This is a genomic window from Rhizobium sp. SU303 (assembly GCF_021052345.1).
GTDB classification, from domain to species: Bacteria; Pseudomonadota; Alphaproteobacteria; order Rhizobiales; family Rhizobiaceae; genus Rhizobium; species Rhizobium laguerreae.
Genome location: NZ_CP088095.1, coordinates 1,266,269 through 1,279,687, shown reverse-complemented (window position 1 = coordinate 1,279,687; position 13,419 = coordinate 1,266,269). Strand labels below are relative to the sequence as shown.

Annotated in this window: 9 protein-coding genes; 6 read left to right on the top strand and 3 right to left on the bottom strand. The window is 61.5% G+C overall.

The features are described 5' to 3' along the window. Positions 1–77 precede the first annotated feature (77 nt). Complete coding sequence (gene parC, locus RlegSU303_RS06420; RefSeq protein WP_207155831.1) at positions 78–2,333, bottom strand: DNA topoisomerase IV subunit A; 2,256 nt, start codon at positions 2,331–2,333, stop codon at positions 78–80. 506 nt (positions 2,334–2,839) lie between these two features. Between parC and RlegSU303_RS06415 the strand changes: the two genes are divergently transcribed. Next, positions 2,840–4,027 (top strand): hypothetical protein, encoded by a 1,188-nt coding sequence (locus tag RlegSU303_RS06415; protein ID WP_131622354.1) that lies wholly within the window; start codon positions 2,840–2,842, stop codon positions 4,025–4,027. 59 nt (positions 4,028–4,086) lie between these two features. Here the strand turns inward: RlegSU303_RS06415 and RlegSU303_RS06410 are convergent, their stop codons facing one another. Further along, on the bottom strand, positions 4,087–4,728 hold the full coding sequence (locus tag RlegSU303_RS06410; RefSeq protein ID WP_231283581.1) for a TetR/AcrR family transcriptional regulator: 642 nt from the start codon (positions 4,726–4,728) through the stop codon (positions 4,087–4,089). Positions 4,729–4,794: 66 nt separating this feature from the next. Here RlegSU303_RS06410 and RlegSU303_RS06405 point away from each other — a divergent pair, with 66 nt between their 5' ends. Next, a complete protein-coding gene (locus tag RlegSU303_RS06405; protein ID WP_168276834.1) occupies positions 4,795–5,961 on the top strand; it encodes a serine hydrolase domain-containing protein in 1,167 nt (388 codons plus the stop codon). A 63-nt stretch (positions 5,962–6,024) separates the two neighbouring features. On the opposite strand, the gene aspS is transcribed toward RlegSU303_RS06405, so the two are convergent. After that, positions 6,025–7,815: an aspartate--tRNA ligase gene (aspS, locus tag RlegSU303_RS06400; protein ID WP_065282401.1), complete on the bottom strand. Its 1,791-nt coding sequence runs from the start codon at positions 7,813–7,815 to the stop codon at positions 6,025–6,027. A 255-nt stretch (positions 7,816–8,070) separates the two neighbouring features. Here aspS and RlegSU303_RS06395 point away from each other — a divergent pair, with 255 nt between their 5' ends. The 4 genes from RlegSU303_RS06395 (at position 8,071) to RlegSU303_RS06380 (ending at position 13,378) form a co-directional block, all read left to right on the top strand. After that, positions 8,071–9,462 carry a multicopper oxidase family protein gene (locus tag RlegSU303_RS06395; RefSeq protein ID WP_131622360.1) on the top strand — a complete coding sequence of 464 codons (1,392 nt, stop codon included), beginning with the start codon at positions 8,071–8,073 and terminating at the stop codon, positions 9,460–9,462. Between the two features lie 164 nt (positions 9,463–9,626). Next, on the top strand, positions 9,627–10,772 hold the full coding sequence (gene rnd, locus RlegSU303_RS06390; RefSeq protein WP_027665291.1) for a ribonuclease D: 1,146 nt from the start codon (positions 9,627–9,629) through the stop codon (positions 10,770–10,772). Positions 10,773–10,851: 79 nt separating this feature from the next. Continuing rightward, positions 10,852–11,913 carry an adenylate/guanylate cyclase domain-containing protein gene (locus RlegSU303_RS06385; RefSeq protein ID WP_131622362.1) on the top strand — a complete coding sequence of 354 codons (1,062 nt, stop codon included), beginning with the start codon at positions 10,852–10,854 and terminating at the stop codon, positions 11,911–11,913. Positions 11,914–12,019: 106 nt separating this feature from the next. Then, positions 12,020–13,378: an esterase-like activity of phytase family protein gene (locus RlegSU303_RS06380; RefSeq protein ID WP_131622364.1), complete on the top strand. Its 1,359-nt coding sequence runs from the start codon at positions 12,020–12,022 to the stop codon at positions 13,376–13,378. Positions 13,379–13,419: the final 41 nt, after the last annotated feature.

Below are 13,419 nucleotides of genomic sequence, written 5' to 3'. Positions count from 1 at the left end.
GTTCGTATTTTTGGTAACAGGAGTGAGATAGAGGAATTGTCGCGCCCGCCAAGAGTCGGGCGCGGAATTTTTAGGCCTCAGCCGGCGAATTTGCCGCTGCGCGGGAAGCCCTTCGGCACGGTGCGGCCGGCGGTGGCGCGATCGGCCAGCCATTCGGCGAGCTCGTCCTTGTTCTTCGTGAACGTGCGGCCGGCGCTATCTTCCCAGACGAGGCCGTCTGATATCGCGAAGCAGCGGACGTCGGAAATGCCACCATCCTTGTAACGCTGCAAGCGTACGCCCTTGCCGCGCGACATTTCCGGCACCTGCGCCAGCGGGAAGACCAGCAACTTGCGGTTTTCGCCGACGACGGCGACATGGTCGCCGCTGACGGGCACGAGCAGCTGCGTTTCCTCGGGCAGCCCGACATTCATGATCTGCTTGCCCTTGCGGGTATTGGCAACCAGCTCGGCCTCCGGAACGACGAAGCCGTTGCCGGCGGTCGAGACGATCAGCTGCTTGCGCGAGGGATCATGGACGAAAGCGGTCAGCACCGCCTGGTCGTTGTCCATATCGACGATGATGCGCAGCGGCTCGCCGTGACCGCGACCGCCCGGCAGCTTGTCGCCGCCGAGCGTGAAGGCCTTGCCGCCTGTCGTGACGATCAGGATCTTGTCCGTGGTCTGCGCCGGGAAAGCGATCTTCAAGCCGTCGCCTTCCTTGAAGGTCAGCGTCGCCGTGTCGGCGATATGGCCCTTCAATGCGCGGATCCAGCCCTTTTCGGAAATGACGACGGTGATCGGTTCCTTCTCGATCATCGCCTGCTGGATTGCTTCCTCGTCGGTCTCGGGCGCGTCGGCAAACTGAGTGCGGCGGCGGCCGACCTCGGTCGCCTTGGCGAATTTCTTCTTCACTTCGCCGATTTCCCAGGCGACCGTCTGCCACTGCTTGTCGTCGGAGGAAAGCAACGCCTCGATCTCGCCCTTTTCCTTGGTGAGTTCAGCGAATTCCTTACGGATCTCGAACTCTTCCAGCTTGCGCAGGGCGCGCAACCGCATATTGAGGATCGCCTCGACCTGATTGTCGGTGAGATCCCAGCGCGCCATCATCACCGGTTTCGGCTCGTCCTCCTCGCGGATGATGCGGATGACCTCGTCGATGTTGAGGTAGGCGACCAGCAGGCCGCTGAGGATTTCGAGACGCCTATCGATCGCCGCCAGACGGAAGCGCGAGCGGCGCTGCAGAACTTCGCGGCGGTGGTCCAGCCACTCCTTCAACACTTCGTTCAGCGCCATGACCCGCGGGATGCGGCCCATGGAGAGCACGTTCATGTTGAGCGGGAAACGACTTTCGAGCTCCGTTAGCTTGAACATCGATTCCATCAGGATCGTCGGATCGACGCTGCGGGTCTTCGGCACCAGCACGACACGAATGTCTTCGGCCGATTCGTCGCGGATATCTTCCAGCAGCGGCAGCTTGCGGGCGATCAGCAGCTCGGCAATCTTCTCGATCAGCCGCGATTTCTGCACCTGGAAGGGAATTTCGGTGATGACGATCTGGTAACCGCCGCGGCCAAGATCTTCCGTCTGCCATTTCGCCCGCACGCGGAAACCGCCGCGGCCGGTGCGGTAGCTCTCGATAATGCTTTCGCGGTTGTCGATGATGATGCCGCCGGTGGGGAAGTCCGGGCCGGGAATGAATTCGACCAGCTTTTCGACGGTCGCATCTGGATGTTTGATCAGATGCAGGGCGGCGTCGCAAAGCTCGTGGGCATTATGCGACGGGATCGAGGTCGCCATGCCGACGGCGATGCCGGAGGAGCCGTTGGCGAGCAGGTTCGGGAAGGCGCCGGGAAGGACGACCGGCTCGGAATTCGATTCGTCGTAAGTGTCGCGGAAATCGACGGCATCCTGATCGATGCCTTCGAGCAGCAGTTCGGAGACCGCCGTCATCTTCGATTCGGTGTAACGCATGGCGGCGGGGCTATCGCCGTCGATATTGCCGAAATTGCCCTGGCCGTTGACCAGCGTGTAGCGCTGCGAGAAATCCTGGGCGAGACGGGCAAGCGCGTCGTAAATCGACTGGTCGCCGTGCGGATGGTAGTTACCCATCACCTCGCCGACGATCTTGGCGCATTTCCTGAAGGCCGAGTTCGGCCTCAGCCCCATCTCGTTCATCGCATAGACGATGCGGCGATGGACAGGCTTCAGCCCGTCGCGCACGTCCGGCAGGGCGCGGTGCATGATGGTCGACAACGCATAGGCAAGGTAACGCTGCTCAAGCGCCGCCTTGAGGTCGACCGGCTGGATGTGATCGTCGTCTCCGCCTGAAGGCGGCAAAATCTCTTGTCCCATAGGTTCTGACTAGAGCCTTTCCTGATCAGATTGCAGCATTCTGCCGGAGCAGATTTTCGTCAGGGCAGAGGCGATTGGCGAAGGGCATACCTCTTGGTACGTCCGAGCCGATCGCCTCTGTCCTGGCGGAAAGATGCCCGGCCCTTCGGGTTGGCTGAAACGGGCCGGTTGATCGACCGGCCGGCTTGGCCGTAGAGCTGGGCTACGACACGCGCCGGCCGGTCGACCATCCGACTCCGTTTGAGCCAACAGAATGCTTCAATCTGACCAGGAAAGGCTCTAACTCAGAAGAGGCCCGCGGGCAAGGAATCGGGGCCATTGCAGCTGTGGATGAAGTCTTGGGAGTGACATCAAAGGATGAGACAAACGCGCCGCCGCAATTTGGACTTCGTTTGCCGTTCCTCTCAAACAAAAATTTAGAGGTCGGCAAATATAAAGCAGGCCCAATCCGTAGTAGCGTCACTGCAGATTTCAAACCGCCACCACGCCACCAGAGGAATCACCCCATGAACTTTTACCGGACAACGCGGCTGATGCTGTCGAGCGCAGCCTTTCTCTCGCTCGCCGGCTCGGCTTTCGCTCTCGACGGCGCCGATCTGCTGAAGAAGCTCAATGCCGCCTATGCCGCACAAGGCGGAACGATTTCGGCTGACAGCGTCGATATCGACGGCACGACTGCGACGCTGAAGAATGTCAGCGTCAAATCGGCCGGCGGCGAAAGCCTGGCCGTCGGCGAAGTCACCCTTTCCGGCGTCGAAGAAGACGAGGATGGCGGCTATTACATCGAAGAGGCCGCCTTCCCTGATATCAACACCACGAAAGACGGCGTCACGGTCACGGCGCAGGAGCTGACGCTCGGCGGCATCTCGATCCCGGCAACGCCGGGCGGCGACACGCTCGATACCATGATGCTCTACGAAACTGCCCATACCGGCCCGCTGAAGGTGGTCAAGGATGGGGCGGAATTGTTCTCGGTGCTTGAAAGCGACGTCAACCTGACGCTGCGCGAAGACGAATCCGGCTTCGATTTCGACGGCGCCTTCAAAAGCATGAAGGCCGATCTCAGCAAGTCTGAGGATCCGCAGAGCAAGGACGCGATCGAGAAGCTGGCCCTGCAGCACATCCAGGGCGACATCACCATGAAGGGCGCCTGGGAACTGGCTCCCGGCACGATCGATATTTCGGAATTCGCCTTTGACTTCACCAACATCGGCAAGCTGAACCTTGGCTTCAAGATCTCGGGCTACACGATGCCCTTCGTGAAGTCGCTGCAGGATGCGATGAAGCAATCCGAAGCCAACCCGAACAAGGAAGAATCGCAGCAGGCGCTCGGTCTTGCCATGCTTGGCCTGATGCAGCAGCTGTCCTTCGAGGCCGCGCAGGTGCGCTTCGAAGATGCCTCGATCACCAAGCGCGCGCTCGATTATGCCGGTTCGCAGCAGAACATGTCGGGCAAGCAGATGGCGGATTCGCTGAAGGCGATGACGCCGATCATGCTGGCGCAGCTCAATATCCCGGAACTGCAAAACGCCGTTTCGGCTGCCGTCAACACCTTCCTCGACGATCCGAAAAGCCTGACCGTCAAGGCCGCTCCTGAAAAGCCGGTTCCGTTCCCGACGATCGTGGGTGCTGCCATGGGCGCTCCGAACACCCTGCCGCAAGTGCTTGGCGTCAAGGTTACCGCCAACGACTGATTGCTTCGATCTCGCGACGAAAAGGCCCGGCAGTTCGGTACTGCCGGGCCTTTTCGTTTTCAGGCGCGGTGGCGGCCGACCTCGGCGATGGCGAGGACTGCGATATCAAGCAATTCCTCCAGCGATGCGCCGTCCCTCGCCTGCACCGACATGCCCTGGATGATGGCGCCGAGGAACCGTGCCAGCGCGCGGGGGTTCGTCTCTGGCTTCATGTCGCCCTCGCGGATGCCACGCTCGATCCTCGCCGTGAAAGCGTCCAGCGACCGACGGCGCATCGCTGCGACATGGTCGGCGATCACGGCGTTCTCGCTGGCGCAGTTCAGCACGGCCGTCGAGATCATGCAGCCTTTCGGATGCTCCGGTGCCGAGAAAATTGCAGCCGAGCCCCGCAATATGCGCTCGAAGGCGGAGACGGTGTCGATCGGCTCGCCGAGCGCGGAAAACGTATTGGAGCCCAGCCCTCGGTATTGCTCCAGCGCGGCGCGGTAAAGATCGGCCTTCGAGTTGAAGGCGGCATAGAGGCTTTGCGGCGTGATGCCCATGGCGGCGGTGAGATCGGCGATCGAGGCGCCCTCAAATCCATGCGCCCAGAAGGTCTCGCGCGCCGCCGACAGCACGGTCTCGCGGTCGAAGGCCGGCGGACGGCCGCGGCGGCGGGCGGTAGAATTTTCCACGTCTCGTCTATTTTTCACAATGATCACTCTAGAAATTCGAAACGACCTTCTATATTCAGGAACGGTCATTGTGATTATAGAAGGTTTAATCTGATGAGTCTTCCCCTTGAAATGGCAGACGCCGACAGGAATTCATCGCTGACAGCAGCGGTCGATGCGGCCATCACAAGCGCGCTCGACGACAAACGGCTTGTGGGAACGGTGGTGTTCGTCGCCCGCGACGGAGAGATCGTCCATCGCCGTGCCGCCGGTCTTGCCGACCGCGAGAACGGTCTGGCAATGCACGAGAACACTATCTTCCGGCTTGCCTCCATCACCAAGCCGATCGTCACCATCACCGCGATGCGGCTCGTCGAGCAGGGAAGAATCGGGCTCGACGACCCGGTGACGAGATGGCTGCCGGACTTCCGGCCGAGGCTGCCTGACGGCGGCGAAGCAACCATTCGCATCCGCCACCTGCTGACCCATACGTCCGGCCTCAGCTACAGCTTCTTCGAAGAGGACGATGCCTATGCCCGCGCCGGCGTTTCCGACGGCCTCGCTGAACCCGGACTGCCGCTGGCCGAGAACCTGCGGCGGATCGCCAGCGCACCGCTGCGCTTCGCGCCGGGCAGCGACTGGCAATATTCCGTCGCCATGGATGTTCTGGGCGGCGTCATCGAGGTGGAAACCGGCGTGCCGCTGGGCGAGGCCATCGCTGATCTGGTAACGAACCCACTCGGACTTGCCGATACCGCGTTTTCGGTTCGCGACCGCAGCCGGCTGGCAGCGGCCTATATGGACGCTTCACCGGAACCGGCGCTGATGGGCGAGACTGCGGTGGTGATGTCGCTGATGGGTCCGATCCGCTTCGTGCCGAACCGCATCTTCGACCCCGCCTCCTATCATTCCGGCGGCGCCGGCATGGCGGGAACGGCGGGTGATATCCTGGCCATACTCGAAACCATCCGTAGGGGTGGCGCACCACTGCTCTCGACCGAAAGCGTAAGGATGATGATGACTGACCAGGCGGCCGGCCACCGCCAGCAGCACGAGCCCGGCTCCGGCTTTGGCTTCGGCTGGTCAGTCATCACCAATCCGGCCGAGGCAGGCGTCCCCTTCCCCAAGGGCACGCTGAAGTGGGGCGGCGTCTACGGCCATAGCTGGTTCATCGACCCGGTCAACGGGTTGACCGTCGTTGCAATGACCAACACGACGCTGGAGGGCATGTGGGGCAAGTTCACAGTCGATCTTCGCGAGTCGATCTACTCGGCATTGTGAGCGACCGGACCAACAGAAAAGCCCGGCGATTTGCCGGGCTTTTGCATTTGGGATCAGACGATCTCAGTCTTTCTTGACCGGCGGGATCGGCCGGATCGAGAGTTCGCGCAGCTGCGTCGGCGCTGCCGGGCTCGGCGCACCCATCAGCAGGTCCTGGGCCTGCTGGTTCATCGGGAACAGCGAGATTTCGCGCAGGTTCTTCGCGCCGACGAGCAGCATGACGATACGGTCGATGCCGAAGGCGGCGCCACCATGCGGGGGCGCGCCGTACTGGAAGGCGCGGTAGAGGCCGCCGAAACGGTCTTCGACATCCTGCTGGCTGAGGCCGACCTTCTCGAAGGCGGCGACCATGGTTTCCGGCGACTGGTTGCGGATCGAGCCCGAGGCGATTTCGAAGCCGTTGCAAACGGCGTCATACTGGAACGCCTTGATGGTCAGCGGATCCTGGTTCTGAAGCGCATCGAGGCCGCCCTGCGGCATCGAGAACGGGTTGTGGGCGAAATCGACCTTCTTTTCTTCCTCGCTCCATTCGAAGAACGGGAAGTCGACGATCCAGCAGAGTTCGAAACGGTCGCGATCGACAAGGTTCAGCTCTTCGCCGGCCTTGGTGCGGGCTTCACCGGCAAACTTGTAGAACTTCGCCGGATCGCCGGCAACGAAGAAGCAGGCGTCACCGTCATCGAGGCCGAGCTGGGTACGGATCGCGTCGGTGCGCTCCTCGCCGATGTTCTTTGCAAGCGGGCCGGCGCCCTCGAGCTTGTCACCTTCCTTGCGCCAGAAGATGTAGCCGAGGCCAGGCTGACCGGTCGACTGCGCCCAGGCATTCATGCGATCGCAGAACGCTCTTGAACCGCCGGTCTTGGCCGGAATAGCCCAGATCTCGACCTTCGGGTTGGAGGCGATCATGCCCGCGAAAACCTTGAAGCCCGAGCCGGCAAAATGCTCGGTCACGGCCTGCATGACGATCGGGTTGCGCAGATCGGGCTTGTCGGAGCCATATTTGCGGATCGCCTCATCATAGGGGATGCGCGGCCATTCCTTGGTGACCGGCTTGCCTTCGGCGAATTCCTCGAAGATCGAGGTCATCAGCGGGCCCATCGTGTTCCAGACGTCTTCCTGGGTGACGAAGCTCATTTCGAGGTCGAGCTGGTAGAATTCGCCCGGCAGGCGGTCGGCGCGCGGGTCTTCGTCGCGGAAGCACGGCGCGATCTGGAAATAGCGGTCAAAACCCGCCACCATCAGCAGCTGCTTGTACTGCTGTGGCGCCTGCGGCAGCGCGTAGAAGGTGCCGGGATGGATGCGCGACGGCACGAGGAAGTCGCGCGCGCCTTCCGGCGAGGAGGCCGTCAGGATCGGCGTCGTATATTCGGTGAAGCCGACATTGCCCATTTCGCGGCGCATGGCCGAGATGACCTGGGTGCGCTTGACGATGTTCCGGTGCAGCGTTTCGCGGCGAAGATCGAGGAAACGATACTTCAGGCGGACGTCTTCGGGATAGTCCGGTTCGCCGAAGACCGGCAGCGGCAATTCCTTGGCGGCGGAGAGGACTTCGATCTCCTGTGCGTAGAGCTCGATCTCGCCAGTCGCCATGGTCTTGTTGACGGTATCTTCGGTGCGCGCCTTGACGAGGCCGTCGATGCGGATGACCCATTCACCGCGCACGGTTTCCGCCATCTTGAAGGCCGGGCTATCGGGATCGGCAACGACCTGGGTGATGCCGTAGTGGTCGCGAAGATCGATGAACAGCACGCCGCCATGATCTCTGACACGATGGACCCAGCCGGAGATACGGACGGTCGAGCCGACATCCGACTTGCGGAGGGCGGCGCATGTGTGGCTGCGATAGCGATGCATGATCTCAAATCCTGGCATGTGGCTTAAGACGGCAGCAAGGGTTCCAAGACCCTCAAGCGCCGACAAGAAAATCGGGCGGAAAAGCGCATGGACGCTCCGATTTGTCAAGGCTTGGCGCGCGCGGCCGAGCGTTTGACACGCGTTTGTGGCGAGGCTGCGACCGGTATGCTGCGGCAGTTTGGCTACGCTTCCTGTATTGATGAAGATGCTGGTCAACTTTAAAAGGATCGGCATTTCTCACCGTGGAGCATCCGCATGCCTCTCCTTAACCGACGCAACCTCTTGAAGGCATCCGCTGTGGCGGGTGCCTATGGCGTCGGCATCGGCATTGCCGGTAAATTCGGATTTGCCGCGGCGGCTCCCGAACCGCAGCTGCTGACGGCGGTGAAGACCGAAGCCATGCTGACCGAGGCGGGACCGACCAAGGATATCATGAGCTGGGGCCATGACGGCATGCCGCCGATTCTCAGGATGAGGAAGGGGCGACCCTATGCGGCGCGGCTGAAAAACGGTCTCGACGAGCCGACGACGATCCACTGGCACGGGCTTCGCATCGACAACCGCATGGACGGCGTGCCGTTCATGACGCAGCCCTACGTCTATACCGGCGACAGCTTCGACTATTCCTTCACGCCGCCCGATGCCGGCACATTCTGGTATCATCCGCATTGCAACACGCTGACGCAGATGGGGCACGGCATGACCGGCGTCATCGTCGTCGAAGATCCGGCCGATCCGGAATTCGATGCGGAGGTGGTGCTGAACCTGCGCGACTGGCGGCTCGGCGGCAACGGACAATTCATTGCCCCTTTCCGGCCGCGCGACGCTGCCAAGACCGGCACCTACGGCACGGTGCGGACCGCCAACTGGCATCAGGAGCCGCGATATGACGCGCCGGCCGGCGGGCTAGTTCGGCTACGCATTGCGGTCACCGACGTGACGCGGATCTTCTCGCTGAAGATGGAAGGCGCCGAGGCCACCGTGATTGCGATCGACGGCAATCCGGTGCCGAAGCGTTTTTCCCTCGACCTCCTGCAGATCGGACCGGGTCAACGGCTCGATCTTGCCGTGCGAATGCCAGATGATGAAGGCGCGGTCGCGACGCTCGAGGATATCCGCGGCACGGCGCCGAAGACGATCGCCAGCCTGCGCGCGGTCGGGTCATCGTTGAAGCGCGCCATCGGCGATCTCGGACCGCTTGTCGACAATCCCGTCCAGAAGGCCGATCTTTCCGTCGCCGAGCAGATACCCCTAGTGCTGAGCGCAACTGCCGAGAATGCCGCCGTCGAAAGCATCTGCGGCACGCTCGGTTACAGTTTCTGGGCCATCAACAAGGTGCCGTGGCCAGGCGACACGCCCGATCCGACGGCGCCGCTTGCGGAATTGAAGCTCGGCAAGAGCTATGTCTTCAATCTGGAGAATACCACGCCGCATACGCATCCGATCCATCTGCACGGGATGAGCTTCACGGTGATCTCCTCCTCGACGCGGGAGGTGATGCCGCTGGTCTCCGACACCTATCTCATTCAGCCGGACGAGAAGGTGCAGCTTGCCTTCGTCGCCGATAATCCCGGTGACTGGCTGCTGCATTGCCATATCATCGAGCACCAGAAGACGGGCATGACGAGTTATCTCAGGGTCAGCTGAGGATTCCTGCACTTTCACCGCGATTGCCGCCATGCATCGCGCCGTGCCTCAGTTTGGACGTGATTCTTAGCCAGCAATGCTCGAAGCGTATGCTGTTGTATTGACATATCGAACCGAAAGGAGAAGGAAGGTTTAACCGACCTTTTCCTTGCGAATGAATTGATATGATCGAAACCACCGCCGATTTGGCGGCCGCCTGCAAAGAGCTGGCCAAGTCCGACTTCATCACCATCGACACCGAATTCCTGCGCGAAACGACCTTCTGGCCGGAGCTCTGCCTGATCCAGATGGCAAGCCCGACGACGGAGGTTCTCGTCGATCCGCTAGCCAAGGGCATCGATCTCGCCCCCTTCTTCGAGCTGATGGCCGATACGAAGGTGCTGAAGGTCTTTCATGCGGCGCGCCAGGACATCGAAATCATCTTCAATCGCGGCAATCTCATTCCGCATCCGATCTTCGACACGCAGGTCGCCGCAATGGTCTGCGGCTTCGGCGACAGCGTCTCCTATGACCAGTTGGTCAGCCGCATCAAGAACGTCCATATCGACAAGTCGTCGCGCTTCACCGACTGGAGCCGCCGGCCGCTCTCGGACAAACAGCTGGATTATGCGCTGGCCGACGTCACCCACCTGCGCGACGTCTACCTGTCGCTGAAGGCGGAACTCGAACGCGAAGGCCGCACCTCCTGGCTCTCCGAGGAAATGGACGTTCTCGAGTCGCGCGAAACCTACGACATGCATCCAGACGATGCGTGGCAGCGGCTGAAGATGCGCCTGCGCAAGCCGCAGGAGCTGGCGATCCTGAAATATGTCGCCGCCTGGCGCGAACGCGAGGCACGCGCCCGCAACGTGCCGCGTTCGCGGGTGCTGAAGGATGATGCGATCTACGAGATCGCCCAGCAGCAGCCCAAGGATACCGAGGCGCTCGGCCGTCTGCGCACCATTCCGAAGGGTTGGGAGCGCTCAACTTCCGGCGCCGCGGTTATCGAGGCCGTCAACACCGCTCTTGCTCTTCCGAAGGCCGATATGCCGCATGTGCCACGCCAGGCGCAGGCGCCCGAAGGGGCCGCTGCTGCCGTTGAATTGTTGAAGGTTCTGCTGAAGCTGATTTCGGAAAAACACGGCGTGGCGCCGAAGGTGATCGCCAATAGCGAAGATCTCGACAGGATCGCCGCCGAGGGCGAGAAGGCCGAAGTCGCTGCCCTGCACGGCTGGCGGCGCGATCTTTTCGGCGAGCCGGCACTGCAACTGATTCAGGGCGCGATCGCTCTGCGCTTCGTCGACCGGAAGGTCGAAACTGTCAGCCTCTGAGATCCCTATTCGAATTCGCTTGACGGTTTTTTCCGGCCTGAAACAATGACGGGAAGAAACATCACGGCGCAGAGGCGGCATGCGGGAAATATCTCCGACACAGAATTGGATCCTGATCACGATCGTCCTTGCGGCCAGCGGCGTCATCTATGATCTGATGTTCTACTCCAATCAGACGCCGATCATCGGGGCGATCTTCGCGCTCTTCATCGGCATGCCGATTCTCGCTTTCGAGCGCAAGGTGCTGTTTCGAGCACTCTACAGGCGCATCCAGAAGCTGCCGACTTTCGCCTTCATCATCACCGAGCTGCTGATCTACGAAATCCTGATGAGCGTCGGCTTTGCCTGCGCCGGCCTGCTGCTCTGGTGGCTCGGCATGGTGAAGCCGGTGTCGCTCCTCGACCTCGTCATCATGCCGTTCGAGGTCTTCCTTTATGCGCTTGCGGTCTGCACGATGCTGATCTTCGTCTTGCGCGTGCGGGAACTGCTTGGTCGTGAAGTTTTCCTCAGCATGCTCATCAGCCGCTACCGCAATCCGGTCAGGGAAGAGCGCGTCTTCCTGTTCATCGACCTCGTCGATTCGACGGCTTTTGCCGAAAAGCACGGCGACCTCAGGGCGCAACAACTGCTGAGCTCGCTGTTTGCGACCTTCGCCGAGCCCGTCAGGCGTCACAAGGGCATGATCAACGACTATGTCGGCGATGCTGCGATCATCACCTGGCCACTTGCCCGCGGCGTCAAGGATGCGCGTTGCGTGCGCTGCATCTTCGATATCCTCGCCGATATCGACGCCAATGCCGCCGGCTGGCGAAAGAATTACGGGCAGGTGCCGAAGCTCCGCGCCGCCCTCCACGGCGGCGAGATCATCACCGCCGAAATCGGCGTCGACCATCACAAGATCAGCTATTTCGGCGATACGGTGAACACCACCGCCCGGCTGGAGACGCTCTGCCGCAGTTTGAACCGATCGGTGCTGATCTCCAGCGAGCTTGCCAGGCGCATGAAATTTCCCGACGACATATCCTGCGAGGATCTCGGCACCCATGCCGTCAAGGGGCGCGGCCAGGCACTGGGCGTCATGGCGCTTTCCTCGCGCGCGGTCACCGTCCTGAACACGCCGGCGGCCATTCTGCACGGCTGAGCACCGTCTGACCTTCACGTCACCAAAGCTTCATCCAGCCGTCAATTCGCTGACATTAAAGCCCTGTTAAGCGGAAGGCCTTTGCAATCCGCTCCACGGGGATATTATGAAGAACGTCCTTATTGCTTCCGTATCGCTTTTCATCCTGGTCGCGGGCTCCGCTTCGGCCGACCAGCAGCAGTTTCCGGCCAAGCTCGCCGGCCAGGCGATCCTGCCTGCCAATACCATGGTTCCGGCGCCGGCCGATGCCCCCGAATTCCTCAAGCATTCCGGCAAGTTTACAACGCCGGACCGCAAGCGTACCGAAGCGCTCGGCACCGCCCCCGGTAAGGACGGCGCCCGCGTCACCGACCTGAAGCTTCCTTTCGACGGCCAGCCGATCCAGGGCTTCTCCGGCGTCAAGACGATGGTCGACGGCACCTTCTGGACGCTCTCCGACAACGGTTTCGGCTCGAAGTCCAATTCGTCGGACTCCATGCTCTTCCTGCACCAGATGAAGTTCGACTGGGCCGGCAACAAGGCTGAAGTCGTCAAGAACCTCTTCCTCTCCGACCCCAACAAGATCGCCCCGTTCCCGATCGTGCTTGAAGGCACCGACACGCGTTATCTCACCGGCGCCGACTTCGATATCGAATCGATCCAGCCGGTTGCCGACGGCTTCTGGATCGGCGACGAATTCGGTCCCTACATCCTGAAGTTCGACACGTCAGGCCGCCTCACCGACGTCATCCCGACGACGCTCGACGGCAAGCCGGTGCTTTCGCCCGACAATCCGCTTCTCTCGGTTCCGGCCAACCCGGCTGCGAAGATGCCGGTCTTCAATCTGAAGCGCTCCGGCGGCTTCGAAGGCCTCGCCATGTCGAAGGACGGCGCCAAGCTCTACGGCCTGCTCGAGGGCGCCATATACAAGGATGACGGCACGGTGGAAACGGTCGACGGCCACACCGCCATCCGCGTCATCGAATTCGATGTCGCTTCGAAGAAGTGGACCGGCCGCAGCTGGCTCTATCCGTTCGAGGACAAGGGCGTGTCGATCGGCGACTTCAACATGCTCGACGACACGACCGCTCTCGTCATCGAGCGCGACAACGGCGCTGGCACGACGGACAAGGCCTGCGCAGACCCGAAACAGCCGAAGCCGGATTGCTTCGAAGCTCCGGCCGTGCTGAAGCGCGTCTACAAGATCGAGTTCAACGATGCCAATGTCGGCAAGGCCGTCCGCAAGATCGGCTATATCGACCTCATGAACATCCAGGACCCCGACAACAAGAAGAAGGCCGGCAGCAAGGACGGCGTCTACGACATGCCGTTCGTGACGATCGAAAACGTCGACCGCGTCGACACCACGCACATCATCATCGGCAACGACAACAACCTGCCCTTCTCGGCCGGCCGCGCCGCCGACAAGGCCGACAATAACGAGTTCAGCCTGCTTGAGGTTGGCGAGTTTTTGAACGCGAAGTAAGCGGAAAATCCTGAGGATATCTGGAGGGCGGTGCGGTCAGC